This is a genomic window from Pseudomonas arsenicoxydans, from assembly GCF_006438915.1.
Classification (GTDB): domain Bacteria; phylum Pseudomonadota; class Gammaproteobacteria; order Pseudomonadales; family Pseudomonadaceae; genus Aquipseudomonas; species Aquipseudomonas arsenicoxydans_A.
In genome coordinates this window covers 269,843-296,355 of the sequence record NZ_RCZE01000009.1, presented here as the reverse complement: position 1 = coordinate 296,355, position 26,513 = coordinate 269,843, and the positions used below count along the sequence as shown (strand labels likewise).

20 protein-coding genes and 3 pseudogenes are annotated in these 26,513 nt (G+C 54.9%); 14 read left to right on the top strand and 9 right to left on the bottom strand.

From position 1 onward, the window contains the following. Positions 1–2,847: inverse autotransporter beta domain-containing protein (locus tag EAH78_RS20355; RefSeq protein ID WP_193560091.1), on the bottom strand; the 2,847-nt coding region annotated here is incomplete at its 3' end. Positions 2,848–2,985: 138 nt separating this feature from the next. After that, positions 2,986–3,600: a response regulator transcription factor gene (locus EAH78_RS20350; protein ID WP_275671733.1), complete on the bottom strand. Its 615-nt coding sequence runs from the start codon at positions 3,598–3,600 to the stop codon at positions 2,986–2,988. Between the two features lie 855 nt (positions 3,601–4,455). Here EAH78_RS20350 and EAH78_RS20345 point away from each other — a divergent pair. Next, a complete protein-coding gene (locus EAH78_RS20345; RefSeq protein WP_140669109.1) occupies positions 4,456–4,764 on the top strand; it encodes a hypothetical protein in 309 nt (102 codons plus the stop codon). A 532-nt stretch (positions 4,765–5,296) separates the two neighbouring features. Then, positions 5,297–5,749 (top strand): hypothetical protein, encoded by a 453-nt coding sequence (locus tag EAH78_RS20340; protein ID WP_140669108.1) that lies wholly within the window; start codon positions 5,297–5,299, stop codon positions 5,747–5,749. Between the two features lie 822 nt (positions 5,750–6,571). Here the strand turns inward: EAH78_RS20340 and EAH78_RS20330 are convergent. The 4 genes and pseudogenes from EAH78_RS20330 to EAH78_RS20315 all read right to left on the bottom strand — a co-directional run bounded on the left by EAH78_RS20330 (position 6,572) and on the right by EAH78_RS20315 (position 9,249). After that, a pseudogene (locus tag EAH78_RS20330) lies at positions 6,572–7,371 on the bottom strand (inositol monophosphatase family protein). A 113-nt stretch (positions 7,372–7,484) separates the two neighbouring features. Then, complete coding sequence (locus EAH78_RS20325; protein ID WP_345789805.1) at positions 7,485–7,766, bottom strand: hypothetical protein; 282 nt, start codon at positions 7,764–7,766, stop codon at positions 7,485–7,487. Between the two features lie 572 nt (positions 7,767–8,338). Then, entirely contained in the window at positions 8,339–8,815 is a 477-nt protein-coding gene (gene parS, locus EAH78_RS20320; RefSeq protein ID WP_140669106.1) for a type II RES/Xre toxin-antitoxin system antitoxin, read from the bottom strand. Between the two features lie 185 nt (positions 8,816–9,000). Then, positions 9,001–9,249 (bottom strand): BPSL0761 family protein, encoded by a 249-nt coding sequence (locus EAH78_RS20315; protein ID WP_140669105.1) that lies wholly within the window; start codon positions 9,247–9,249, stop codon positions 9,001–9,003. An 841-nt stretch (positions 9,250–10,090) separates the two neighbouring features. Here EAH78_RS20315 and EAH78_RS32810 point away from each other — a divergent pair. The 4 genes and pseudogenes from EAH78_RS32810 (at position 10,091) to EAH78_RS20285 (ending at position 17,153) form a co-directional block, all read left to right on the top strand. Continuing rightward, positions 10,091–10,310 (top strand): annotated as a pseudogene (locus EAH78_RS32810) (hypothetical protein). 263 nt (positions 10,311–10,573) lie between these two features. After that, positions 10,574–10,801 carry an AbrB/MazE/SpoVT family DNA-binding domain-containing protein gene (locus EAH78_RS32805; protein WP_345789804.1) on the top strand — a complete coding sequence of 76 codons (228 nt, stop codon included), beginning with the start codon at positions 10,574–10,576 and terminating at the stop codon, positions 10,799–10,801. A 531-nt stretch (positions 10,802–11,332) separates the two neighbouring features. Beyond that, positions 11,333–16,609, top strand: a complete 5,277-nt coding sequence (locus EAH78_RS20295) for a hypothetical protein (RefSeq protein WP_193560092.1) — start codon at positions 11,333–11,335, stop codon at positions 16,607–16,609. Between the two features lie 211 nt (positions 16,610–16,820). Beyond that, complete coding sequence (locus EAH78_RS20285) at positions 16,821–17,153, top strand: hypothetical protein (protein ID WP_140669104.1); 333 nt, start codon at positions 16,821–16,823, stop codon at positions 17,151–17,153. Positions 17,154–17,694: 541 nt separating this feature from the next. On the opposite strand, the gene EAH78_RS20280 is transcribed toward EAH78_RS20285, so the two are convergent. After that, entirely contained in the window at positions 17,695–18,615 is a 921-nt protein-coding gene (locus tag EAH78_RS20280) for a LysR family transcriptional regulator (RefSeq protein WP_170219142.1), read from the bottom strand. A 111-nt stretch (positions 18,616–18,726) separates the two neighbouring features. Between EAH78_RS20280 and EAH78_RS20275 the strand changes: the two genes are divergently transcribed. The 5 genes from EAH78_RS20275 (at position 18,727) to EAH78_RS20255 (ending at position 22,266) form a co-directional block, all read left to right on the top strand. After that, positions 18,727–19,167, top strand: coding sequence for a carboxymuconolactone decarboxylase family protein (locus tag EAH78_RS20275; RefSeq protein ID WP_140669103.1), 441 nt, complete (start codon positions 18,727–18,729; stop codon positions 19,165–19,167). Between the two features lie 5 nt (positions 19,168–19,172). Continuing rightward, positions 19,173–19,592, top strand: coding sequence for a cupin domain-containing protein (locus tag EAH78_RS20270; RefSeq protein ID WP_140669102.1), 420 nt, complete (start codon positions 19,173–19,175; stop codon positions 19,590–19,592). Between the two features lie 171 nt (positions 19,593–19,763). Further along, complete coding sequence (locus EAH78_RS20265; RefSeq protein WP_140669101.1) at positions 19,764–20,726, top strand: LysR family transcriptional regulator; 963 nt, start codon at positions 19,764–19,766, stop codon at positions 20,724–20,726. Between the two features lie 133 nt (positions 20,727–20,859). Then, the gene (locus EAH78_RS20260) at positions 20,860–21,564 is read left to right on the top strand and encodes a nitroreductase (RefSeq protein WP_140669100.1); all 705 of its coding nucleotides are present in this window, start codon (positions 20,860–20,862) and stop codon (positions 21,562–21,564) included. A 54-nt stretch (positions 21,565–21,618) separates the two neighbouring features. Continuing rightward, a complete protein-coding gene (locus EAH78_RS20255; protein ID WP_140669099.1) occupies positions 21,619–22,266 on the top strand; it encodes an HD domain-containing protein in 648 nt (215 codons plus the stop codon). A 62-nt stretch (positions 22,267–22,328) separates the two neighbouring features. On the opposite strand, the gene EAH78_RS20250 is transcribed toward EAH78_RS20255, so the two are convergent. Together EAH78_RS20250 and EAH78_RS20245 are read right to left on the bottom strand one after the other, a co-directional pair. Further along, positions 22,329–22,904 carry a chorismate--pyruvate lyase family protein gene (locus EAH78_RS20250; protein WP_161599698.1) on the bottom strand — a complete coding sequence of 192 codons (576 nt, stop codon included), beginning with the start codon at positions 22,902–22,904 and terminating at the stop codon, positions 22,329–22,331. After that, positions 22,897–23,427, bottom strand: coding sequence for a DUF4863 family protein (locus EAH78_RS20245; protein ID WP_140669097.1), 531 nt, complete (start codon positions 23,425–23,427; stop codon positions 22,897–22,899). Before EAH78_RS20245 ends, EAH78_RS20250 begins: the two co-directional genes overlap by 8 nt. Before the next feature lie 727 nt (positions 23,428–24,154). Between EAH78_RS20245 and EAH78_RS20240 the strand changes: the two are divergent. The 3 genes and pseudogenes from EAH78_RS20240 to EAH78_RS33150 all read left to right on the top strand — a co-directional run bounded on the left by EAH78_RS20240 (position 24,155) and on the right by EAH78_RS33150 (position 26,318). After that, positions 24,155–24,529 (top strand): annotated as a pseudogene (locus EAH78_RS20240) (methyl-accepting chemotaxis protein). Between the two features lie 744 nt (positions 24,530–25,273). Continuing rightward, complete coding sequence (locus EAH78_RS20235; protein ID WP_140669096.1) at positions 25,274–25,945, top strand: hypothetical protein; 672 nt, start codon at positions 25,274–25,276, stop codon at positions 25,943–25,945. A 22-nt stretch (positions 25,946–25,967) separates the two neighbouring features. Then, positions 25,968–26,318 (top strand): hypothetical protein, encoded by a 351-nt coding sequence (locus EAH78_RS33150; protein ID WP_161599697.1) that lies wholly within the window; start codon positions 25,968–25,970, stop codon positions 26,316–26,318. The last annotated feature ends 195 nt before the right edge of the window (positions 26,319–26,513 follow it).

The window sequence follows — 26,513 nt, the reverse complement described above, 5'->3', positions numbered from 1 at the left end:
ATCGGTGCCGATTACACCTTCTTCGGTGTCGGTCAGGCCGTCACCGTCGGTATCGGTACGGTTTACAGGATCGTTCGGGTCCAGTGGATTGCTGCCACCGTCAACTTCTTCCTTGTCCGTCAGGCCATCGCCATCGGTGTCAGGTTTGGTCGGATCGGTGCCRATYACACCTTCTTCGGTGTCGGTCAGGCCGTCACCATCGGTGTCGGTACCGTTCACAGGATCGTTCGGGTCCAGTGGATTGCTGCCGTTGTCGACTTCTTCCTTGTCCGTCAGGCCATCGCCATCGGTGTCAGGTTTGGTCGGATCGGTGCCAATCACACCTTCTTCGGTGTCGGTCAGGCCGTCACCATCGGTGTCGGTACCGTTCACAGGATCGTTCGGGTCCAGTGGATTGCTGCCGTTGTCGACTTCTTCCTTGTCCGTCAGGCCATCGCCATCGGTGTCAGGYTTGGTCGGATCGGTGCCGATCACGCCTTCTTCGGTGTCGGTCAGGCCGTCACCATCAGTGTCGGTACCGTTCACAGGATCGTTCGGATCCAGTGGATTGCTGCCGTTGTCGACTTCTTCCTTGTCCGTCAAGCCATCGCCATCGGTGTCAGGTTTGGTCGGATCGGTGCCGATTACACCTTCTTCGGTGTCGGTCAGCCCGTCACCATCAGTGTCGGTACCGTTCACAGGATCGTTCGGGTCCAGCGGATTGCTGCCACCGTCAACTTCTTCCTTGTCCGTCAGGCCATCGCCATCGGTGTCAGGTTTGGTCGGATCAGTGCCGATCACACCTTCTTCGCGATCACCCAAGCCATCACCATCAGTGTCGGTATCTTTCGGGTGATCATTCGGATCCTTCGGATCGGTGCCGGCATCTACTTCTTCACGATCGGTCCAGCCATCGCCGTCGGTGTCTGGCTTGCTCGGATCAGTACCCAGCGCAGCTTCTTCTTCGTCGGACAGGCCTTCACCGTCGGTATCGATAGGCACCTGAACAACCAGTTTGTAGCTGGTAGAAGCTGAATTGCGACCGTTGAGTTCCTGGTGCGCAAGTACTTCTACGGAACGCGCAGAAATACCTGGCGGAACGGTGACATGGCCGGTGACAGGGTCAACGGTGACCACTGCCTGACTGGTACGCGCAGAAGCAAGTTCCACCGTAGCGGTGGTTGCCAGTGTTACAGCACCTTTTTCAAACTTCACGACGCCGGCCGGGCTTACACCTTGCAACGCAGGGCTCGGAGCAACCAGCGGTGCGGCAGCACGAGCGCTCGGCGCCGTCAGCAGCAATGTGGTGTCAGCAAAACCGAATGGCACGCTTGGTGCTTTTTCCTTCTGCTTGTAATCGAGTACGACGTTGTATTCACGCGAAACAAAGTCTTTGCGCGCTTGCGCCAATGGTTTGAGTGCCGTGGCGTTGCTTGGATTGAGTTGTTTTTCCAGGTCCGTATCAAAGTTCCAGGTCAGGCTTGCCCCTACCTGCCATTGACCTTCTCCACCGTGAATCTGCTGGTGCTCAGCTGCAAAGCCGACCAACGGGATTGGCTGCCATTTGGCACCGACGCTGTAACCTTTTGGATCTCGCGCAAGGCGACCGCCACCAAAGGCGTCCACACCGTCGCCTTTCCATTGGAAATATTTAGCGGTACCAGCCAGTTTCGGCGCGCCCGGCAATGCGATTTCTGCACGAGCATCCCAACCAGAGGCCGGACGCTCATACAGATCATAAAATTCTGGATCGGTGTTCAGATGATTCTGATCCGACTTTTTCCAGCCGGTAACAGGTACGTAGGCGTTCGCCGCCAGTCGTGCCTGCTCAGTCCAGACTTCAGCCCCCACGCCAGCACGGGTATGGCTGCGTGTGAAATCTTGGTCGATAAAGGCGTTGGCGCCGAGTACGAGGTTTGGGTTGACTTCTTTACGATAGCCGAGACCGACGTTGCCAATTACGCGTTCATCGAACTGGCGGGCACCCACTTGACCAAACAGGATGTCGTCGTTGCCTTCAATCAATGGATGCAGATAGTCGAGATCGAGGTCGACATCTTTGGTTTCGGTGTTGGTACGAACGCCAATTTTGGCGCGCCCAAAAGGACTGAGGATTTCTTCGGCACGTTGCGAAAGCGCGCCACTTGCCGAATTGGCAGCCTGCTGTGCCAGCAAATCACTTGCCGTCAGGGAGCCTTCCGATTTTTGGATGGTATCCAGATGCTGGCCTGCTTGCATCGCAGCCTGGGCCAGGCGCTGTTCGAATGCGCGACCTTCCTTTTCGGCAAGCGGATCGGCTTTGGAACCTTTTACTGGCGGAGCCGGCATAAGGATCAAGTCACCAGCCTTCAACTTGGCAACGCCGGCGTCCCCCATCACTACCGCATTGAGACGGGTCAGTTCGCGCTCGGAACGGTTACTGCGCAGGGCCTGCGACGAAATAGTCTCGCCTTTGCGCAATGTATAAAAAACATAACCTGGGTAGAGGGCCACTTCACCCGTTGCGCCCTTTTCCTTGGGAATCAGCCATACGCGGTCGGACCAACCATAATTGGACACTTGCTTGCGTATCGCCATCAGCGCTGCTTCGGTAACAGAAAAACGCTCCGCCACCTGGGCAAGTGTTTCGCCTTGTGGCACGTACAACACATAGACTTTTTCGACTGCAATATTGACGCCTTGCTTTGCAGTGTCGATTTGAGCCGCTGCCGAAGCGAGAGGCATCGCAATCACTTCATAACCGTACAAAGCGAGAAGAACACTCGCGGTCAGAGAGCGCTTGCTCTTGGGCGAGGCGAACTCGCGGGCAGACCCTGCGGCCTGATTGAGATCGGTACTGGCCCGACCCGAATGTTTTTGCTTTTTCACTAAGTATCACCGTCATCTGGAATTCAACGACGGCCATACTCGCAATTTGGGCAATCACCCGAGGCCAGCGACCCCCTCATCCCTTGTAGGGATTTACCTCATTAAACCTGCTACAGATGAAACAACATCAGGCAGCGGTCAGATAAGACCGTTGCGCTTGGCAAATTCGACCAATTCCAGAAAATTGCCGACCTGCAACTTCACAATCAAACGAGCCTTGTAGGTGCTTGCCGTTTTCTCACTGAGCATCAGCTCGTGGGCGATATCCTTTATTCGGTGTCCGCGAGCCAGATTTCGGAGCACTGCAAGCTCTCTATCTGACAGAGTTTTAAGCAGGGCTTCTTCGGATGCCAATCTGGAAGAGCTGTCGACGGAAGAAAAATCCGTGGTAGGAAACAGGGTGTAACCAGCCAGCACAATTTGCACCGCGCTCAGCAACTCGTTGATATCGCCATCCTTGCTGACAAAACCCGACGCCCCAGCTCTTGAGCACCGAATCGCGTAACGACTGGCATCCAAACCAGAAAATATGACCACTTTCGTGCGTTCCTGAGCACTGCATAATCGCTGCAGCACCGCAAAACCATCCAGCTTGGGCATATCGATATCGAGTATGACCAAATCCGGATTGAGACTGCGCGCCAGCGCAATGACCTCTACCCCGGCATCAGCCTCACCGATCACCTCATGCCCTCCCTGCTGAAGCAAAAGCCGTACAGCCATTCGAACTACTGCGTGATCGTCCGCAATCAATATCCTGGCCAAATAACCACCCCACTTCCAATATAGACGTACCTAATTCGATCCGGTCGACAAGCAACACCTGGCGACCGAACGATACCTCGATGCGCACTCAGCAGAGCCTAGCCTGAAAACCGAAGCCTGACCCGGAACGGGGCAATTTCGATCTAAATTTCTGAAACATCCTTCCTACAAGATCATCACTGACCGACAACCGCATATTTACGGCGTACCGACGACTCCATTGCCGATTTAGCCGACCAAGATGCCACCCAATGGACGAAAAGGCCGTAGGGATTGCCTTCAAACTCGCGCGGATTTCCCCCACAACAACTCATATCAGCCCCACCCATTCAAATTCAGGTTTTACCTACAGCACATTTCAATCAACGACAGTTAGATTGCTTATCAGGACTGACCCCAATGGTCGCAAATGGGAACAGGGAGATACCGGTGACACTGATCAATTGCCCCGAATGTGCCAGCAACGTGATTAATGCCGCATGGGATTGCACAAAATGCGGGCATCTACTGCGAAAACCCCGAAGAAGCGCACTAGGGAGGTTCGTCAAAGCGTCGTTCATATTGTTCAATATGTTAATGGCCTATTGGGTTATCTACAGATTGTGCTCAATCACCAGTGATACCGGAAAGCCACCCACCATTGACGTTACAGGGGGGGCCAGTTGACATACAGACCGCACTCCTCCTCCAGGCAATGATTTGGGGTTTAGGGACAACACTGCTTGGATGTTGCACATTTTTGACTCGAACTCGTAAGCGATGAGAAAACGAAAAATGTCCACCTGCATAAAATTACTATGCCTATGCCTCCCGCTCATAAGTGGTGTTGCCCATGCAGAGTTCATGCACCCCATGGACTTTGCTGGCTCGAATGAAGAAAAGCAGAGGCTCACCACAATGATAGAAGAAAGTGTTAACCAGTCCTACTGCAAAGCCGGATTTGACAAGTGCCAACAAACTACATTAACGCTAATGATGAAAAGCGAACTGAATGCATTTAAAGCATTGACCATGGCAAACAATAGAGAGTTACTGGATAAGAAAATAGCGACGTACTGCAACACCACATACCCATACACCTTGATTAAAATGATGTATGACTACGAAGCATCATCCCTACCAAGTACGCACAGCGAGCTGCCTTTCAACTGATGCAATCGAACAGAAATTTTATAAGCAGAGAAAATGCTGATAAATATACTATTTTTTATTTCTGCGCTGATGTTTGTGATGACAACACCCTATTTTGTCAATCAAATTTCAGATCAGGAATACAACGCGCTCGGGCGATGTTATTACCTGAGAGTAGCGCCTCTGTTGCGATGCCTCGCATGGTGCATGTTGACTTTCTGTATATACGCGCATGTCGGAGTTCATGTTGCTATCGGAGTGCCGGTGTGCCTGATGCTTCTCACTTGGTTCCGCGCTCACTCACGAGCCAAGTGCCTCATGGGGGATATGAGATCACGAAACAACTTGCATAAACCACAGGGAGTACAAGTCAGAAATTGAGTTTATTAAAAACAATGATAACCTCTGAAAAATAATCACCCCCTACTTACAGTTGACACCTTATATTATCCAATCAATCTTTTAAAATAGTTCATATTTTGAGCAGACAGACGAATCCAAAAAGTAGACAGCAATCACCTACCGCTGAAATTTTCAAATAGAGTGATACCTAATGTTTAATGTAATAGATCAGTTCGGTATGCTTTGGGATGTGTTGGGATATGGTCAGAAATCTGAAGACATTAATCGCATCACTCAGCGCATCGAATACGAAGGAGATAACCCAATCTTTCTGATATCGTATTCGCATGGAGACGAATCAAATATCAAAAGGCGACTTTCGATTATTGCCGATGCACGAGAACTCAAAGAAGTTATTAGAGCCTATACCTTTGTAACGAAAGCAGCTATCGATTCAGTATTTATCGTACTACCGGACAGAATTACAAAAAATGGAATTTGGAGAACAGAATTACTAAAACGAGCATGTTTATTGATGAGCCACGAAACTCCCGACTACGGATATTTTTATGAAACGGACAATGGAAGCTATATAGACATGCCGCCGAATGATAAAAACGTCTTTGCTTCTTATGAATTTTATAGTCAAGCACTACAATCATAGTGAACGAGCTGCATGAAAGACAGGAATCCATTTCCCCCTTATCAACGACCTGCTGCGAGGACCAACTTACAGGAAAATATCTGCCAATCTTTCAGGTCTGCGAATCGGACACGGGCCTGTTGCGTTAGCATCTGGCCGATACATCCGAAGTTGCCCACAGAACAAATATGTTTACTTTCTAGGCCAGATCCTCAGTAGGGGTTCGGCCGGGCGGCCGACATGTGAGGGTGGTTCGAATCCTTTGGGATGTACCCCACACAGCAGTTTCAGGTTTCGACGAGATTAAGCAGATCGCATCGCGCTCACCACTGTGATAAACCTGATTGAGAAGGCTGTAGGCGCTACGCTCAGGTCCAAAAACTTACCAGGTATGCTAGCCATGCTAGTTACTATCAGCTGTAGTAAGGCTCGCCGGCGAATGCGTCGCCTGCTGGTGCTGATGGCCCAGGGTCACATTTTTGTCATAACTAAGAATGGGCGAGAAATGTGCCAGTTGATGGGTGCGACGCCGAGAAAAAACCGTAACGAAGATGTTCGCTTCAGGTCGGGCACTGTTCCGATCGCGAGCGCGTTAATCGGTCAGCGAGCTATGACATTAAGCGTGGGTAATGAGCAGACGAACGTAGATCCGGGCCCTTAGCGAAGAAGGCCAACAGCTTGCTGGCGCCTGGATGGCCCCTGTTACTCGCGCAAGAGCGATGTAAGGGAAAGCACAGATGGTTGCGCCATTATAGGTTAGTCGGTGGACACCCCGTTTACCGGAGACCCAGATTCTTACCCGTTCTGGCGGCCATTCGTCTGACTTATATCCTTGACGCTTGCCTACCTAAACACTCGATCCCATCTACGAGTCACCAATTCACGGCATACTGAAAGTGATCCACCAAAGCAGCGCTGCGAAACTGTCGCCATTGTTGCCTCTGTCGCATAGTGTATGGCCTAGCAATACGCCTCCGGCGCCCCTCAACAACGCATGTCCACCCACGACATCATGCGCTGAAACAGCGTACAGAGAGACGGCGCATACTCCATCACCGGCGGCCACCCTTGCCAGTCTGTATGCGATTGATGGCATTGCATGAAAGCGCGCCGGAGCACACAGTTCTCGATTGAGTTTCGGGCGATTCACCGCTGCCGCACTGACCATGACCGTGCTCTCGTTCGAAAGCTGTTTATCATCGAGACGCACCACTATTGACCGACCATTGCGAATCAAATGGGGGTTCGCCCTCCGCCCAACCAATGCAATCGGGTCGCCCTTCAGAAGTCACCGGTTTGTAAACAACCCCAAGCACAGGGACGGTGTCGTGCAGTAACCCGACCGATATCGCTGATCCCTCCAAGCCGTTCAAAAAATCACTTGTGCCGTCGTTAGGGTCCACCACCCAACACCAAGCATGCCCAGTGAGGGCGTGCCCGGTCTCTTCACCCCAATAATCGCAGTTGAGCAGGCAGAGAAGTTTAGGCCGCAAAACTCGCTCAATTTCAATATCAATCACGGCCTTGTCACCCCGACCACGGGGGCCATCCGGACAACTCCACTCTTCGGATAGCAGAGAGCCTGCCTGTTGAACTATTGTCGTGACTTGAGCAAGTAGTTCTGAAAAGTCGGGGCTAGACATGATGCGCCTCAAGACTGATAAACCATTCAACACATGTGTTCACGGCAGCGGTGCCAAGGGCCATCAACCTCATTCGCTCATAAACACGTCACTAAAAACATCATCCTGAGTAATCAGACCGAAAACATCGCCAACAATGGCCCTATCTGCACGGCCGTCATCGCTGAAGAGTGTTTGGGTACGCCGTTCCTGTTTGAGATGAGCCACTGCTTGAAAAAAGCAGCTTTCACAGAGGTGCAGCTCATAGCGCTCACCCTCATGATTCGTGCCATCCCCCCAGTGCGCTTTAGCGTGGTAAATTGAATCTCGCCACCTGTCACCCGGGTGGATAGCTGGCAGACGTCGCACACGACATCCGTGAAGGAGACGATTTCGACCGTACCGGAAATTTTCATCACTAACTCCCAACCAGCCGTTCCAAATGACGAAGTCAGCCTAGTAAGTGCGGTCGGCTGGCGGTGCAGCCACGCCGCGTGTGACTGAGCCGGTGAGAACGCTACTTGGCCAATACTTATTTCGACCGATTTCTGCCTTCGGTTAACCGGAACTTTGGGTCCACTGCACCCTGACGGATAGCTTTTTGTCAACGGGCGCCGCACCTTCAATCACACCGAGCATGTGTATTGAATTAATCAATCTATGCTTGCGACCTAATTTCGTAAACATCCGTCCACCGTCCACCTTGCGTCGCACCAGTAGCAAGTACGTCGTTTGGCTGACAACGCGAATCCCAAAGTCACCCGGTCAGCTAGGGTTAAAACCCCCTCTTAATGAAGAAGCCGAAACGGCAGCGGCCCCTCTCACTTAGCGGAAGCAGCGCAAGCGGCTGATGACACTTCGCTTTTTACTTCATATTCGACCGAGAGCAGTGGGACCATCCTGGCAACACCGACCCGTTGGATTTACCAGGCCGAATCCCGAAAGACCAATCGCACGTTTCGTCCTCGAGGTTCGTCGCCTGCCCCCATCAGGCAGCACCGCCCCACTCAAGAGCCTGAAGGAGACGGCGAACTTGTTTAGCGCCGATCTCGGTTTCGCAGAGCATGATCGGTGCCGTCCCACCGAGCGCTTTATTCGGCGTCGACATCCAATGTGCGGCGGTCACTGGTGTCTCGAATATCGCCTCGGCCAAGTGACTGACCACAGCAATTCTGTCCAAACGCTCGGAGGCCACAGGATCGAGGTTCTTTTGCTCGCGCCGCCGTCGTTCAAGCGCCGACATTGAGGCATTGAGCAGCGTTTCCAGGTGGCGGTCTTGAAGGTCAAAGGCCAAGCGAAAAAGCTGGATGAGGTCAGCGGGAAACCCTACTTTTATTTGGTACAGCCGCTCCGATTCCGTCAGCGGCTCTCGATCGGAACTGAATCGCCAAAAGGCCGCGATGCCCTCCTCTCGGAACACAGCTTTCTTTTTTGCCGGACGTCGAGTCGCAGTTGAAGTGCTCATTAACACTTCCTCCCAATGATGTCCCATCCAATGGAATATGAGCTAACGCCGGTCTAACCGGAAGCGCCATTGAGCGCCAGTGGAATTCCATAACGCCCTAGGTCGATAAGGCGAGGGAGCCCTTTCCCCTCTACCTACCCATGGCTCAGGATCAGCGGCTTTGGGCTGATGAGTGGCCACGGCGGTCAATCGATGCTGGAGCTCAGGAAGGGCTCGGTCAGTCGGTCGACCCTTCGCTCTTCGAGCTGCCCGGCCCGCAGGATTGCGTTTGCGTTTGCGTTTGCGTTTGCGTTTGCGTTTGCGTTGGGATAATGCCGTAAAAGCTGGCGGGCCTGACGTCGAATCGATGCTGAAAGCGCGGAATCTTCTGCAAGTTCGACCAGAAAGTCTCGCGTCTGGATGAGTGCGCGCGTGCGCTCGTTGGGCATTGTCATGGTGTCCTCCTCGCACACACCGTGCACGGTCCAGCTGCGCTCGCTGGCGTCCGACGCAGTTTTCTGCCTGGTAAATCGCCTACCGCCTACACCTAAACCAAGACGGCCCATTGAGTCTATCACCGGGATCGGCCCGGGCTTTTTGTGAATCAGGCCCCTGTCCGCCTCGGCGTACCATCCATCAAGGCCCGCGGGCAAAAAACCGCGCTGAGGTTTGAGAATCCTGGTTTCTCACACCTGTTGAATTACTCACTTCAAGGGTGAGTTGGCCATGTCACCGCCGGCAACTCGTGTTCAATCGCCGCCGCTGAGATGTGCCGTTCGCTTATGCCCGTTTGAAGATTAGGTGAAGCGCGCGGGCTCGACTCAGGGTGTAGCTGCGTCGCTCGACTTCGGCGTCAGAACTATCGCATCTTCGATCACTTCAATCGTCAACAGTCACCGATGCTCAGTCCTAAACTGGCGAGTAGCTCCGTCGGCAAGTCAATGATGACGTCGCCACCTCCATCCAAAGGATCTTGGCATTTCACTGCCCAGCGTTTGGCTTCGGTCATGATGTTACTCACACTTTTTGTCGTGGCGGGGACGATTCATTAAGCTCGCAATGTCTTCGCAAGTTAAATCATGATGCTGACTGCTGAAGACTTCTTCTGGCCGTTCACTGCTGGTCATGTATGCTAAGGGAGTGGGTCCAATCCGGGACAAGTGGCTGGTTAGGTCGAATGCAAATGGGTGGTCAAGTCAGTTCAAACACCCAGGTGTCAGCGGATCTGGAGAAGTGGCTCCAGCCAGCGGCGAGTTCAGCTAGTCTTCCCGCACCTGTTACTCAACGACGATACCCATGTCAGATAACTCTGAAACGAATATAGTCACAGCAGACGCTCTCACGCTGCTCCTGCACAACCAGCACGCCTTATGTGCGGCCATTGAAAGAGGTGACCAAGTGGCTCTCTGAGAATGGAGTGGGGAGTGTTGCCGCTAACGCAATTGCGGCCATGGAAACGCTGGACAAGAATGCTCAAGGCATCACAGACGCCATCATGAGACTACGGCAATTATAGGCATCATCTAACGCCCTGCTACCCATCTTTCACTTGCGAGTCCCGATGTAATGCGGGAAAAAATGGGATTCTTTGTGGGAGATTACATTCCACTCGCCCCCCATTTGCATGTCCACTGACCAGCCGTTTGAATTCAACTTGACCAACAGGCGCCGCAGTGACGACCGGCAGAGAACGACCAATTGCGGGCGTCCGCCATAGGCTGCTATCGGCTAAATTTTGATATATGCCGGCGGTTGCCAAAAGTACGATTCGAACGCAGTATGAGTGTTATGACTTCGGACAACGATGGCTGGGGGCTTATAGATATGTGCGATGACGAACGCTGGTTTTCGACATGCCAAGACGCTGGGGACGGAAGTGGCGACCTTGTCATCGACTTACCATCCGAGTTGCTTTCAAAAATGGGCTTAAGCCTCGGGGACGAGTTGAACATCGAAGTGGTGGATGGGGTAATCGTCCTTACACCCATACGTCAAGACCATCCGTAAACTGAAGTTCCTACTTCCTCTTGTAAAATCGCATTTCCAGGTATCAACCTTATTTTGTGGCTAACCAACGCCATAGGCAGAAATCAGCCAAGAGCAGACGTTCACGAGCAACTGTCTTAGGCCAATATCGGACGTTCGGCTTTGTCCACTTACTGCCGAGGCTGTGTGAAAACGTTTTTCAGCGCGACAAGTACTCAAAACCAGACTGGAAATCTCGCTTCTACGCAAAATCCACATCTGCTGACGTGCCGGTAAATTTCAGATTTAACATAGACGCGCGCACCTCAATTTTGGCCAAGCGTTTTTACTCACTCTGGACCCTTTGGGGACGTTCCGGAGGTCATTCTCGGTTGCTGCAGGCGCAGTGGCTTCGGCACCTTCTCGGCTGTACACTTTCCCGGCGCAACTCAGTATTGCTGAGCTAGCATTCGAGGACCTACGACGCGCTTCAAGCCCACCATATGGCTGCGAGGAGCCTTCCCCCCTTCTCTCGCCGACAGATATGGCACAGCTACAAGGATTCGGAAGCTAATGGCCTCGTCTAAGAACACATCGAAGCCGAAAGTGCCTCGCGGCAACAGCGCGAAACGCGCATCCGCGACGCTGCGGTCGACGAGCGGCGCCGGCTTCGAGTTTGAGGACCTGATAAGCGCCTGCCAGTTGGTGAAGGCTCTATCAGGTGAGCAAGCACCGGGTATCGGCGGCGTGGTCACGCAGGTACAAGCCCAAGTTTCGACCTTGGGTTGGTGCATCGACGACCTGCTGCTGACGGCCCAGGCCACCACCGGGCCACGGCGGCTTGCGATCTCGGTGAAGGGCAATTTGCAGGTGACCGCGGCCGGCCTCCCTGCTGACTTCGTGACGCGCGCATGGGAACAGTGGCGTGCCCCGCAGGGGCCGTTCAACCGCTCGGCCGACGGGCTGGCTTTGGTCACGCTCGGCACTCATCAGGCGTTTGACCCGGCGTGGCGAGAGGTGAAGAACGCGTGCAGCGGCACGGATAGTGCGCTCGCCATGAGCCGCATCCGCAGCAACAAGAGGCAGTCGGGCGTCTTCAACAGCGTCCAGAAGCCCGGCAGCGCGTCCGAAGAGGAGACCATCGAGCTCATTCGCCGCATACACGTGCTGCCGACCGACTTGCAGTTCGCGCACTCCGAGCACGAGACCCAGTCCATCGCGCAATGCAGCCGTTTGCTCGCGCCAGGTTGTGGCGACCAAGCTCAGACTCTTTGGAAGGACCTCATCAACGTCGCTAAGGAGGTGCGTCTTCGCAGCGGGACTATCACTGTCCCGAACCTGTTGTCCTCGCTCCGGAGCCAGTTCAGCCTCCGCCATCATCCGGACTTCGAGCCTGACTGGCAGACCCTCTTCAACATAACTGCGGACCACAAGGCGCGGATTGAGACGGAGTTACCGTCTGGCTACACCGTCCCGCGAACAGCGGAGAAAGCGTTGCTCCAGATAGCTGTCGCCGACTTCCCGGTTACGGTGATCTTCGGGGAGTCAGGGTCGGGCAAGTCGGCGCTGGTCAAGTCGGTGTTGGACGGTGTGTATCCGTCATGGAACCAAGTGTGGTTCGGTCCGGAAGAACTGAAAATGGCGCTCAGCGCTGCTCGCCGCGGCGCACTCCCACTAACGCACCAGCTCTCGCTGGTGCTGAACTTCACGGTGAAGCCGCAGAACGTGCTGGTCATTGACTCCGCGGAACGCATCGAGGCCGCAGAGTTCGTCGTCATCAGTCAGATGCTTCAATCTATCCTGCCGAGTGACGGCGAAGAGATCGATAACGCGTGGCGAGTTGTCATCGTCACCCAGACGCAGAGTTGGGTCGAAGGCGAAGATACGATACTCGGCGGGAGGAAAGCATGTCTCGTCGAAATCGAAACGCTCAAGAGCGATGCTGTGAAGCTAGCGCTTCTGACTTCGCCCGCCTTGGGCTGGCTGGCCTCGCATGACGACACCATTGCGGCGCTGACGAATCTGCGGACATTGGCTTGGGTCATCAAGGCAGGGGCGGCTCTGGGCGCAACCGCCGGAGGACTGGCGTCTCACACCACCATCGCCGACCGCCTCTGGAAATACTGGACGAAGGACCGTGCAGATGTGCAGGCGTTGATGATGCGCCTCGCCCAGAGAGAAGCATCTTTCGAGCGCAGCTTCGCGCTGACCAACATGGAGCCGGCGGACACGGCGACGTTCACGCAGCGGCCCAACGAGCTCCCGCTGCGCCTGAACGAACGGACCAACCGCATCGAGTTTGAGCACGATCTCGCTGCGGATTGGGCGCGTTTCCAGTTCCTAAAGCAGATTTGGCCAAACACACCACAATGGGCTGCATTGGCCGGCAATCCGCTCTGGACAAACGCGCTCCGAATGCTAGGCCAATTCCTACTGCGACAGACGGCCGAGAATGGCACGGCCTGGGACCTCGCCTTCGGGCCCGAGGAGGCCTCGAAGCAAGAACTGGCGGGAGATATCCTCCTTGAAGCGCTCTGCTTGGACCCCGACGCCGAGCGCTTCATGACCGAACGCATCGACCTCCTGCTCGGCAACGACGCGAAACATTTCACGCGGCTGCTTCAGCGCTTTCACCACTTAGCTACGGTGCCGACAGGCGGCGGAATGGGACTGAGCGCGGTGGTCGGCTTGTACATAGAAGCTCAGTACCGCACGATTATTTTCGGACGTTGGCAGCCCGTTCTCCGCTTCCTCGTCGCGCAACGGGAGCGACTGGCTGGGCTGGTTTCATCCGCTCTCGCGAAGGTCATCGAGACCTGGCTGACGAAGACGCCGCACACGTTGAGCAACGGCAAACCGATGCCTTTCCGTCTGGAGATGGCGGAGATAGCACTCGCCATGGCTCGGGCCGTGCAAGTCGAGAAGGGCCACGGCGTAATGTACCTGACGCGTGAACCGCTGCTGTACACCGCACCACTGGCTGGCGTGGCAGACCTGCCGACCGAAGTCGGGAACTGGGCGCTCGAACTTGCGGGACGCCGAGAGGTCGACGCTGACGTCAAACGGCGCATCGTCGAGGTTCAGATGCAGAAGGCGAAGGCGCACGTCGAGCGTCTGAAGACCGATGTCGAATACAAGGCGCGGCACGAAAAACGGAAGCAAATGCCTCGCTCCCTCGGGTCGTTCCGCGAGCGATTGCCACCTTGGCCGTTAGGGGCCAGCGAAAAGATCGACATGGATTTCCGATCCGCCTGCATCAAGGAACACGGCATCCAGTCCCTGATGCGTGCGCAGCCGGAGTTGGCGGCCGAAGTCCTGCTCGCGCTCATAATCGAAGAACAACCGGAAAGGGCGTACGGGTCTGATCGGTACGATATGGACCTCGGCCTGGAATACCCCCAAGACGCGTACCCGACGGCGTTCTGGAAAAGCCCGTTCTTCCCCTTCTTCCAATTGGCTCCGGAAACGGCGCTCACCTCGCTCATCGCGCTGGTGAATTTCTGCACGGAGCGCTGGGTCGCCGAGGTCATGAAGGGTGGAACTGCCGGGGCTCCCGGGGTGACACTGCAATTTGCGGACGGGTCGGAGAAGACCTTCCCAGGCTGGGGGCATGTATTCGGTTGGCCACAGTCCAATGACTCGATGCGAAAGGGAAACCTGTTTTGCGCTCTCGATGCGTTGGAGCGCTGGCTTACGCTGCGGCTCGACACGGGCGAAGACATTACCGCTGATATCGACAGGATACTCCGGGAGGGAAATTCCGCAGCGCTCGTCAGCGTTCTACTCAACGTCGCCAAGTATCGGCCGTCGTTGCTGACGGGCCCTCTCGCTCCCCTGATTACGTTCCCGAACCTGTTCTATTGGGACAGCGTTCGCGTGAGACAGGTTGGCTACAACTTCATCGGATGGAGCTCGCTCCAGGGCGGCCAGACGATAATTGACTTCGCGCGTGAATGGATCCTAGCGCCTCATCGCCAGCAGAAGTTCGTCGATGTCGTTGTCATACTCCTGTTGGCCGACGGCGACGTTGCGCGGAGTCTTCAGGCGCTGCTGCCGAACTGGACGCTACCTGAAGATCCGAAGGAGGCGTTGGAGTTCAAACTCCTCTTCGCCGCGCTCAACCGGGCCAACTATCAGACTGTTACCGACCCGGCGACAGGCTCGGAGATCAACCGTTTGGTGTATCCAGAGGAACTCCGACTCGAGGTGTTGTCGTGGCAGACCGACAGCGCACCAACCCTCGAGTACCTTCTCGTGCCGGACAAGTACGAGCAGAGGCTTCGGGGTGGCCAACCGCTTACCGACGATGAAGCCTCGTACCTCTTCAATCTGCTCCAAGAGTGTGATGCGGGAGCGGACGGCGAAGATGAAGATTCCAAATTGCAATGCCGTTTCGCTGCAGCCGGCACGCTCGTCACATTGGGTGGTGCTTGGCTCGCCCAGAACTCCGAAGCGCAGAAGCACGCGTTCGAAGTCGTGCGTGCCAGAATAGCGGCGGTCGCGTCGACAGGAGAAGAGATTCGCGGACGGCGCATGGGGCTCTTCCGCTACGAGCTGAAGTTCGCCGCCTACGCGGTCATGCACCTTTGGCTCACCGATAGAGATGGCGCTCAGGAATGGGAGACCGCCGTCCTGCGCCTATTGACGAGCAGCGACACGCAAGCGACCGCCATTGTGGTTGGTGTCGCCTACGCCAACCGAGAGCAGCTTGGCACCGCGTGGTGGCGGCTGCTCCGCGCCGGGCTCCTGTGGTCGGGCCTTATCCAGCTCGCTCCGCACCACGGTGACGACGACAATGCAGAGCGCGCCTGGAGGGTGTGGCTCGCACGGCTTCGGCGCTTTCCGATCCGTGGACTGAGCACGACGCCGGATGAGCTCGATTTTAAGCGTGTCGTCGCGGGCCAAGAACGTTTGGACTTCCAGCGCCGGATGCGGCTCTACAATTCGGGCGACCAGAATTGGCGCGGAAAGCCGAAGCGCGAACGAGGCGGTTCGCTAGACGGTCAATTCCTCGAGATTTTATTTAACTGGCTCATCGAAGGCGGTGGCTCTGGCGACCGCGAACTCGACACGGGCTTGGCGCTGCGCATCTGGGATTATGACGCCACGCGCGCTAAGGCTCGCGCGAAAAAGCATGGCGAGTACGACTTGCCGAGCCAGAATCTCGGCTACAACATCCTTCTAAATCTCGGAGCCCTGTCGATCGCAGCTCCTGCAGGGGAAGAGCGTGCGGTTTGGGAACCCGTTCTCTCCCACGGTCCGGCCGCACACTACGCACTACAGTACTTCATTCGCGGCTTGTTCCTGCGCCTCGGGAAAGGTGACGACCCGGTGTCATTCGAGCGCGTCTGGCGGGCCTGCGCGGAGTACGGACTCTCAGCCGATTGGTCCCAACCTGGCCTTTGGTTCTATGGCGAGCGCTTGATTTGCGACCTGCTTGGCTTCGGAAACGAGGGTGCCCTGTCCCGGCTGCACCCGAGCGCGGTTCTGCGGATGAAGGATCTCTATGAACGCTGGGCCGCTACGCACCTGGCTCGCGACAAAGATTGCATCACCCGTTTCTGCCACTTCCTGACGACAAAGTTCGGAGCCCCGCTTCGGCTTGACGGGCTTCGCTGGCTCGCTGCCATGATGAAAGAGCGCGAGCCGCCCAGTTTCTGGTACCGCGAGGCTACAGGAGACGCATTGGTGGAGTTGGTGGCGTCGGCATTGAGTTCCGACGCGCAGGCCCTGTCGCAATACGCTCAGGCGCTGCAGGCGCTTATCGAGATAGCTGCTGCCCTTGCAGCCATGAACATCCCAGCAGCCCTGGCTCTCCAGGAGCGTATTAGGCTGCTGCGATGGTCTTGATCGGCGTGACGAAAGTTCGCTTGCCGCTCCAATCTCAATGTCTGTAACTGGCCGACAGCTGCCTGCCATGATAGATGGACAGACGCTGACGCTCGCCGGTATCTGCTGGCCCTCTACCACTTCAGGTCTGACCCCGCGACGCTTTACTACTGAGTCCTGCCATCCTGATAGAATCGATCAGGCTATAGATAACACCCTTTTGAGAGATGGTATGAATACAGAATTGATGGAAGATGAGATGCGCCGGGCGCTATTCGGTGATTCTGAGCCCTCTGCGCCGGCAATTAACTCAGACGTGCAGGAGACAGTCCCGGATGTTGTGATCGTGCAACCGGTGAAGGCAGCGAAGAAAAAGACAGTCTCGAAAGGCTTTACACCTAGATTGAGAGTCACGCTCCGTGTGGGAAACGAATTTGAAGGCGAGACGCAGGAGATGGTACATGAGGCCGATACGCTGAGCTCCCTAGTTGCAGAACAAGAAGCTACCAAGATGGCCAGAAAAAAATTCAGGTTTGTGGAAGTGCTCTCGGTCAAGTCGTTGTAGGTGAGTACTCGCACTTAGCTCGCCCGCCTGGCATTAAATCGCGTTCAGTTACCACGGGGCATCCAACAGGTTCGTGTCGATTGAGCCTCAAACATTAGGGGGCGGTAGTCGTATCGCGGCCTGGCTTTAACACCATCACGCCATCCAACTCTCAATATTTAACTGGTCGCCAGCCCCAATCCACATAACTGAGGGTGACGACAGGCAAAAATCGACCCAAAGCTGACGGTGGTAGTAGTCAAAAACGGCCATAAGCAGTCAATCCCGAAGGACGGCTTCGACCCATAGCGGTCGTTCGGCGAGCTTGGTTTTAGGATTATGGTGTAACGGCTACGGCTAAGACGCCCGATCGCTCTCGCCAGCCTCTGGGCTAAATGATCGATGAATATGGCTCGTCGTCCGCTAAATAAACACGTTGGATCGCTGGATGCTGCGTTGCTGTATTCAGTGCACATCCCAGACCTGTCACAGACAAGTTAACGCGCAAGTTCATCTGCTCGACGCTTGCGCTCAATTAGCGTTGCATCGAACTACTGGGCGGTCATGCGTTTATCTTCCAAAGAGGATCGTTTGCCATCAGCGCTGCTGCCCAGTCTGCAAAAACCCTTACCCTGGCTGATAAATGCCGCGAGTAGGGATAGATGAGACTGATGGGCATGCCGCCTAAGATCCAGTCAGGTAGAACCGGTACCAACTGTCCCGATTGAAGGTACGGGTTTGCTTGCGCCAGAGGCACGGAAATAATTCCAAGTCCTGAAAGCCCGGCCGTCAAGTAAGCGTCCCCGTGGTTAAAACGCATTGCCGGAAGTTGATCAATCACGAACGTTTTATCCCCGTTCCGCAGCACTGGGGTCAGCTGTTTGCGCGAACCTGGAAATGTGAAACCAAGGTACCGGTGATGCATTAAATCCTCAGGCCTCAATATTGGGGGAGTATTCCTGAGGTGCGTGGGTGATGCACACAAGCAGAAGCGCATCTGCCCCACCGGCCGGCACACCAGTCCGTCATCCGTGATTGGCCCGCCTCGAAATGCACAATCAATGCCCTCCTGCACTAGATCGACCACGCGTTCACTACAGCCGATGTCCAGTTGAATATTCGGATGCAACTTCGAAAAGTCAGGTAAGGATGGAATGATGAGGCATGTCCCGACTGGAGAAGGCATCTCCACTCTCACCCTCCCGCGCGCCTCAGTACGACTCTGCGAAATGGAAACTTCCAGTTCGTCGATATCATCGAGCACGGCGCGGGCACGCTGATAGTAAGCGGCACCATCTGTGGTAGGAGTCACCCTTCGAGTGGTCCTATGCAACAGCTTTACCGACAACAGCGACTCAAGGCCCTGTATCTGACCGGATATGGTTGTTTTCGCCACGTTCAATGCGTGCGCCGCGTGTGTAAAGCTTCCTGTTTCGACGATTCGGCAAAACGCACGCATCGCCTCCAATCGATCAAAAGCCATGATTATCCGAGTTCTCGCACAATGAAGTCGATTTACCCCAGTTTATCTCGTTAGTTTCAGCCAATACAGTTGCTTCAGAGCCGAAACCTTCGGTTGACTGGAGATAAAGAAATGACTTCAAAACGCCTTAACTATTACGCCGCTGCTCCACAGGCGATGAAAGCCATGATGGGGCTGGAAAAAGCCATTTCGGAATCGGTGCTTCCGCTCGCTTTGCGGGAGTTGGTACGGATCCGGGCATCCCAAATCAACGGCTGCGCCTACTGCGTTGATATGCATACCACCGATGCCGCTAACCAAGGTGAAACATTACGTCGCCTGGCAGCTTTGAGTACCTGGAAGGAAACACCTTTTTTCAATCAGCAGGAACGCGCCGCCCTGTTATGGACCGAGACGCTGACGCTGGTCGCAACGACTCATGCACCAGATGACATCTACGAAGAAGTCGCCGCCGCCTTCAACGATCAGGAGCTGGCGGAATTGACCTTTGTGATTGCCACGATCAACGCCTGGAATCGCTTTGGCGTTGGCTTCGCAATGCAGCCGGAATAAACATCATGAACTTTCTAGTAACGCTAATCGGTGCAACGTTCGTAGGCATGCTCAGTACATTTGCCCTGGCTCATGGCGGTGGCGCCGGAGATGAAATCGTTACTCCGATCGCGCAAGCTGCGTTGCCTCTACAGGCTTTTGCGAAGGCCACTGCCGTTCGTGTCGACTTCGCGCCCGGTGCCACTTCCACTCCCCATCGACATCCAGGGCATGTGTTTGTCGTTGTGTTGAGTGGTGAAGTTGAGTCGGCGCTCGACGGCCAGCCACCGCAGCTCTACAAAGCCGGACAAGCATGGTATGAGGAGCCAGGTCAGTTGCATCGGGTAACGCGCAATCCAAGCAAATCCCAGCCCGCCTCCCTTGTCGCGTGGTTGCTCTCCAATGACAGAGAAACACTGGTGCAACCCACCAAATCAGATCAATAAACCTCGACGCTACTGGCGGTGATTACGTCCCACACCCTGGACGTAACCACGCCCGTGGCGCTTGCGCGCCGGAGAAACTAACTAGAATTTATATCGGATTGTGGTACCAACGAAATGCTCAGCTACGGCAGTATGGAAGGCGGTTAGGCCGTAAAACGTGGTGAATTGGAAATGCGAAATCTGGACTTGAATTTGCTACGGGTGTTCGACGCAATCATTCGGGAAAAAAATGTCCTGCGGGCGAGTGAAGTCGTCAGTCTCAGCCCGTCTGCGGTCAGTCATGCACTCTCTCGACTACGGGCGTTGCTCAACGATGAGTTGTTCGTGCGCACGACGAACGGGATGGAGCCGACCGTTCGGGCACTCGAAATGGCACCGCTGGTGCGAGATGCCCTGGTGGCGATCGAACGTGCGGTCGGTCCCAGAGAGTTTGATGCACGTCATACCGATCGCCAGTTCTGTATCGCCGCGACCGACCATATGACCGCGGTGATACTGCCTACCTTTTTGCGGACGATTTCAACCATTGCGCCTTACGCGAGTTTCACCGTATTGCCCGCCAGCCGAATCGACCTGACCGCGCAGATTGACGTCGGTCGGGTGGACATTGCCCTTGGCTCATTCTCTGGCATTCCTCACCGGCTGCGCGAACTAGTGCTGTTCAAGGAGCACGACATGATGGTGATTGCCAAAGATCACCCGCTCGCCGACAGCAAGACAGGATTGGATGCTCTGGCAAACCTCCCTCTTTTGGTCATCTCCACAGGCAGCTCGGAAGATGGCGAATTCTCCGAGCGCGGTTTGACGCGGCGCACTGAAATGTTTGACCGGGACGCTCTGACAGCCGCGTTCGGTTCGATCGGAAAAAAACCCGACATCAAGATGGTGCAACCGCATTTCCTTGCCGTCCCAAGCCTGCTGTCGGGCACCGAAATGGCCGCGATCGTTCCAGCCACTCTGGCCAGGTTGTTCCACCAATCAGGCGTAGCGTGCGCTTTGCAACTGCCTTGGCAGGCCCCACCACGTGCCGTGCAGATGGTCTGGCATGAACGACATACTCACGACCCAGGGCATAGCTGGCTGCGCAATATGCTATCGAGCGCGGCACTGTCTGCAAACATTGTCGAGCCGTAACCCACGCCGACAGTCATTGCAGCCTGAGTGAACCGTGTGCATTTTCATGTGATGAAAATTGCACTTCAGTGACAGCAAATCTGCAACGTAGGGTAGTCAGGACCTTAATACGTTAAATGACTGGACGTGAATCATGCCTGATGCCCAAACCGAGTCGATACCTGAGATGACTGAAGTCGAGCAGATCATGGTAAGTCGATTTGCCAATCGCTTTTACCTGAATCGTGAAGTCGAGCTTGAAGTGATCACAGCCATCCTCCATACCGCGCGTCATGCCGGCACAGGAGCTAATGTGCAACCGTGGAAGGTCTATGTCACTACAGGGGCTGCCAAAGCCACGTTGACAGACGCCATCATCGCCGCGCACAAACAGCCGGGTCAACCCTCTTCTGAATACAGCTACTTTCCCGATCCATTGCCAGAGCCATACGCTTCCCGTCGCCGAGAGTTCGGCTCGATCTTCTACGGCTCACTGGGCATCGCTCACGACGATGTTGCCTCACGGGCGGCTCAGACCGAACGCAATTGCCGATTCTTCGATGCACCGGTGGGGTTGGTTTTCACCATTGATCGGCGCCTTGAAAAAGGCAGCTGGCTGGATCTGGGCATGTTCATTCAGAACATCATGCTCGCCGCCAAATCGCGAGGACTGGACACCTGCACGCAAGAGTTTCTCGCTCGCTACCACGCCGTTTTTCGTAGTTGCTTGCCGCTGGCTACTGAAGAGTTGGTGGTGTGCGGCATGGCGATGGGCTTTGGTGATCCGCAATGGGCCAGGCGGCGCCCGCAAATGCCAAAAGCTTCAATCGAAGAGTTTGCTTCGCTTCACGGCTTCTAAACGTTTGTGAAGCCCGACCAACACCTGTTTTGGCGTATTGGAGAGATCGCACTCATGCCACTGACCGAACGTTTCAATGTAAGCATTCCCGACAGCCAACTGACCCGGGAAGTGACTGAACTCATTCGCGACACCGAAAGTGATTTACTGTTTTCACACTCCACACGCGTCTACTTCTGGGGGGCGATGACAGGTAAACGCAAGGGCCTGATTTTTGACCCTGAACTGCTCTATACCGCGGCGATGTTCCATGATGTCGGCCTGACGTCGAAGTACAACAGCAGCCAGCTTCGCTTTGAGGTAGACGGCGCCAATGCAGCGCGTGACTTTCTGCGCGGTCATGGCATTTGCGCCACGGACGTCGAAAAAGTGTGGAACGCAATCGCGCTCCACACAACTCCCGGCATTCCGGAACACATGCATGCCGAGATCGCCCTTCTACAGGCGGGTGCAGGAATGGACGTGGCGGGACGTGGCTTTGAAGCGTTTACCGACGACCAACGAAATGCAGTGATTTCGGCCTATCCACGGGAGGCCCGATTCGCTCACAAAATGATCGACGAATTCTACCAAGGCATGAAACATCGTCCTCAAAGTACCTTCGGCACGTTCAACGATGACTTTCTCGCCTATAAGGATCCGGAATTCAAACGCACAGATCTGTGCAGCATCATCCTGTGTTCACATTGGGAACATGGATAAACAGACTGTTTCGCCCCGCTAGTTCAAAAGGATGCAGAGGCGCGTATTACCCATACGCGCCTTTACTTCACTAACGCTGTCTTGCGCAGTTCTTCCCAAAGTTGAGGCAGGAACACTTCCTGAACAAGAACGCGATTTCTTCGACGACTGAATAGTGATCGTCTGGCCCAAAGCGGTTCAGCGTCCTGTTGACCTGCCTGCCCGTTTTCCAGATACCGACACACCTCAATCTCGCTTCTCTGATAAGGGGCGTCGCCAAATAATACAGTTCCAAGGGGGACTTCCCCTAATCCGAATAAAGGCGAATCACCGGCCTCACGATCAAGACACGTAATGATAGACCGGGCAAAAACCCAGGGACGCCCCAGCCCAGCCAGATACACTTCACGTATCCAGCCGCTGGCACCTGTTTCCAGGTCCAGGAGCTTGCACTCTTCTGGCAGGAGCGGCCCGGTCTCGTTGCGCAACGCAATGACTTGAAATTCGTTACCGGACAAAAGCTTCAAGCGACGGGTCAGCGATCCTCGGTCCAATAGCCAATTTCTGGTGACTGGATTCATCAATGAATGACAATCGCTGCCCATATGCCAGCGTGCGCCAGGTTGCAGGAAACGATCATGCACCTGCAACTCAGCCATTTGCCTGAACGTCATAGGAAATTCGGCCCGCGGGCAGAAAGAAGAAAGCAATCAATGCTCCGTTCTTCACTTCAGGATAGTGATGGCTTCCAGGTGCAGGAGCGGTCCAGCCGGCGCCTTGCCAACCGAGAGGTCCGGCCAATACAGCGTGCTCGTCGAGCGGGATCACCATGTTGAGTTCTCCGTAGGGATGACTGTGATAATCCCCTCGGAATGTGTGCTGCGGGTTATCCAGTTCGTGGCCTTTGCTGTCGATATACACAGCGGTGATGCTGAAGTAGAAGGTTTGCGCAGACGGTTCACATAAACGGCTGCGACGATAATGCGGCCCACTGATTTCAGTGTTAGCCAACCACCCCTGCGCGACACCTTCAATCACCCGTTCAGCAATTGCCTGGTAAGTTTCAGTGCCAGGCCCGTAATGGTCATTAAGCCAGCGCTCTATGTTTGCGCCAGCAGTCTTGTCTTTGATTTCAGACAGGAACTCAACACACCGCCTGATCAGTTCATCACGCTGTTTCATTACAATCACTCTCTCATGGGCCGGTTTGGACAATCTCCCATACATTCGCCACAACCAAAAGAGAACTTCCTGCACGATAAAAATGCATAGTGTTCAGTCGATGACTTACATAATTCCATATTCAACAGACAGTGTGACGGAATACGTCTCCAAGTCGCGTTAGCGCACCTGCTTTAGTTCTTTTCAGTGCTCCTATCCGCAGTATTGAATTCAACTGCGAAACATTTGAAATTAACATGGCCCATCTCATGGATCGCCTCTTGGCGCGACGCTCAAGCCAATTCGATTCCCCTACATTCGTTTAAATGTGCAGCAGGTTAAAGCCCTGCGCTCAGAGCAGTACAGGTGATGCCGCTCACATCGTTGTTCTAGGCAATGGAGGGCAGTTTGATTCCCTCCACACCAGACGGTCAGCAGCGTTTTCAGGCTGAGCGTACCAACCTCCGAAAGGGTGCGCCCTTGGTCAAGTGCAATGCAAACGCCTGGTCACTTCCAGTTCAAACCACTGGTCAGTGCGGATGCAATCAGGTGGTCAGGTACGGTGCAATTTCCCACGGTGCGGGGGACTATGAAATCAGCGTGCTGGCCGTATGCACAGCGTCTGCTTTTGGCCGATTTCTGCCCGTGGTGAAAGGCAGAAAACGGCCAGGAAGTCTCGCGGAAGGCCAATCAAGCCTCGCAAGTCGCCGTAACGGCCAATGGCGAAGTTCGCGAGGGCAACAACGTTGTGGGGGAAGCCATTGTGCAGATCGAACGCCTAACTCAGGAAGTGGTGCACTCTGTAGAGGCACTGACCCTCCTGCAGCAGGAAAGCAGTAGAAACGGTAGCGTCATGGACGTGATTAAAGCCGTGGCCGAGCAAACTAACCTGTTGGCGCTCAACGCCGCCATTGCCCGTGCCGGTTAGACCGGTCGCGGTTTTGCCGTAGCCGCCGAAGTAGTTCGCGCCCTAGCCCAGCGTACCCAGAAGTCCACTGAGCAAATCGAAGGGCTCGTCGCCTGCTTGCAGCGTGGCACCGAGCAGGTGGCCAGCATCATTAGCAATAGCAGCAGTCTGACTGACAGCAGCGCAGCGCGATTCGAAAGGCCGGCGTCTCACTAGGAAATATCACCCGTACCGTATCGAACATTCAATCGATGAACCAGCACATCGCGGCCGCCATCGAGCAACAAAGCACCGTGGGCGCAGTGACATCTTGGCAACTGGGTCAATTCCGCGTAGGCGGCAACACTGCGCGACCTTCCAGCCGGCAAATTGCTCGCCCGTTCTTTGTTAAGACCAAACTGTGACCTTGGTCGACCAGCGCCAGAAGGCGGCGGAGTCGCCGACGCGCCTGGCTACAGCTGAACGTTGTCCGCATAACTGATGCCCACGCAAATAACGTTCTAGAGTGTAGCCTCATACGTTAGCTTGGATTCAACCATGTAAATTACTCACACGCTACGGCGAATCCTGGCATCGTTGATCTATTGCAGGATGAAGATTTGAGATAGGTCGAACTTCTGCTTAGTTATGTGCGACCTGAAAGCGCTGTCAGATGTTTGGGGATTGAGGTCGACGATGCATTCGAATGACTGAGCAGTTCGAGGTGTACATTCACCCGGCACCCTTCGCCACTCAACCGTCGCTAGCCCACTGACGGGGACTGTCAAATCGTCAATACGCCGCAAGGTTTCTTTCCTAACGGTTCAAGGGTGATTTCGCTTTCAGCCGCCGCGCGCTTCCTCCGAGCCAAGCCGGGGAGGCTCTGTGACAGCCGCCAGGTGGTGATTGCGACAATCAACCTTCGGGAATAGATTGCTCATTGACAGTTTTGATCGCACCGACAACTTTGAGGTGGTTGGTATGACTTTCAGTACTGATGCCGTCGGATTCGTTCGCGAATCACCGGTGATTGAGGTTGAAGCCACGCCTCAGGACGCTGAGGGTTCTAGGCACAAGATTGTCATTACCGTGAATGCGAAGTCACAGGAAATGGTCGATGCGTACCTACGCTCCGTGGACATGCTCACCCAGGCATTCCGCGCCCACCTTCACCCCCTCCCTGCCGATACAATTTCAACCATCGTCGCCCTGATGGTTCCTAAGCAGCCGGTGCCGTCGACGATACTGCGCGAGGCCCGAATGCTGGCAAAGTCGAAAACGGAGATCCTCCAAAGTAACGACTGGGTGACGGCCAACGAGATCTCGCATCTCGCCCAGTTCAGCTCGCGCAATCCTCGCTCGCAACCCAACAAATGGAAGCAGGCGGGGAAGATTTTTGCGTTGCGCCATGCAGGCGTCGATTATTTCCCGATCTACGGACTCGACCCAGCACAAGGCTTTCGGCCATTTACCGCGCTGGAGGGTGTCATTTCGACGTTGACCACTTTGAAAGACGGATGGGCAATGGCTTTCTGGTTTGCCTCGCCCAATACCTTCCTCGGCGGCAATCGGCCCCAAGATGTGTTCTTGGCCGATCCCTCAGGCGTGCTCTCAGCGGCGAAGGAAGAGGTGGCCGGGGACATTGGGGGATAATAATCCGCTGAGGTTGCCGCCATTGACCATGCCAGGCGTAGTGATTGAACGAAAAAGCGACGACCTCACGGCCATGGTTTATGCCTTTTCCCGGAAAGTGCGGAAAACTGTAAGACGCGGCCAAGTCCAGATTTCTCGACCGACCGTTTTCGGCCAAATCATTCCGTCGCGAGCGCTCGAATCAAGGCGTCAGTTGAGTGGTCTGATTTATGGATTATTTGTCGACGCTGCCGCCGGCGTTGAGGTGGTCATCCGTTGCGACCAAGCCGAAATTATCGGTCAATCTGTCCTTTTCGTTCGCACTGAACATCGTTTGAATACGCCTTTCTTGCTTAAGACTGGCCACGGACTGGAAAAAGCAGCGTTCACATAAATGTACCTCATAGCGCTCACCATCGTGGGCTGAACCGGATCCCCAGTCTCCCTGCAACACAGCGTATTGGAGGCGCCCCCCTCGACGCGCGTGCTATCGAGGCAGACATCGCACAGGACGTCGCGGACGACCTCAATTGCTTGCTTCTCTTTGATGTTCATCAGCACCACCCTAGTCAGTAGTCGCGCACCGATC

Bases quoted from the DNA above. Each gene is read 5' to 3' on its own strand.
- EAH78_RS20285 (WP_140669104.1), top strand. From the start codon at position 16,821: ATGAATACAGAATTGATGGAAGATGAGATGCGCCGGGCGCTATTCGGT.
- EAH78_RS20315 (WP_140669105.1), bottom strand. From the start codon at position 9,249: ATGACAATGCCCAACGAGCGCACGCGCGCACTCATCCAGACGCGAGAC.
- EAH78_RS20275 (WP_140669103.1), top strand. From the start codon at position 18,727: ATGACTTCAAAACGCCTTAACTATTACGCCGCTGCTCCACAGGCGATG.
- EAH78_RS32805 (WP_345789804.1), top strand. From the start codon at position 10,574: ATGAGTGTTATGACTTCGGACAACGATGGCTGGGGGCTTATAGATATG.
- EAH78_RS20265 (WP_140669101.1), top strand. From the start codon at position 19,764: ATGCGAAATCTGGACTTGAATTTGCTACGGGTGTTCGACGCAATCATT.
- EAH78_RS20280 (WP_170219142.1), bottom strand. From the start codon at position 18,615: ATGGCTTTTGATCGATTGGAGGCGATGCGTGCGTTTTGCCGAATCGTC.
- parS (WP_140669106.1), bottom strand. From the start codon at position 8,815: ATGAGCACTTCAACTGCGACTCGACGTCCGGCAAAAAAGAAAGCTGTG.
- EAH78_RS20295 (WP_193560092.1), top strand. From the start codon at position 11,333: ATGGCCTCGTCTAAGAACACATCGAAGCCGAAAGTGCCTCGCGGCAAC.
- EAH78_RS20250 (WP_161599698.1), bottom strand. From the start codon at position 22,904: ATGGCTGAGTTGCAGGTGCATGATCGTTTCCTGCAACCTGGCGCACGC.
- EAH78_RS20260 (WP_140669100.1), top strand. From the start codon at position 20,860: ATGCCTGATGCCCAAACCGAGTCGATACCTGAGATGACTGAAGTCGAG.
- EAH78_RS20270 (WP_140669102.1), top strand. From the start codon at position 19,173: ATGAACTTTCTAGTAACGCTAATCGGTGCAACGTTCGTAGGCATGCTC.
- EAH78_RS20345 (WP_140669109.1), top strand. From the start codon at position 4,456: ATGCACCCCATGGACTTTGCTGGCTCGAATGAAGAAAAGCAGAGGCTC.
- EAH78_RS20245 (WP_140669097.1), bottom strand. From the start codon at position 23,427: ATGAAACAGCGTGATGAACTGATCAGGCGGTGTGTTGAGTTCCTGTCT.
- EAH78_RS20340 (WP_140669108.1), top strand. From the start codon at position 5,297: ATGTTTAATGTAATAGATCAGTTCGGTATGCTTTGGGATGTGTTGGGA.
- EAH78_RS20255 (WP_140669099.1), top strand. From the start codon at position 21,619: ATGCCACTGACCGAACGTTTCAATGTAAGCATTCCCGACAGCCAACTG.
- EAH78_RS20235 (WP_140669096.1), top strand. From the start codon at position 25,274: ATGACTTTCAGTACTGATGCCGTCGGATTCGTTCGCGAATCACCGGTG.
- EAH78_RS20325 (WP_345789805.1), bottom strand. From the start codon at position 7,766: ATGAAAATTTCCGGTACGGTCGAAATCGTCTCCTTCACGGATGTCGTG.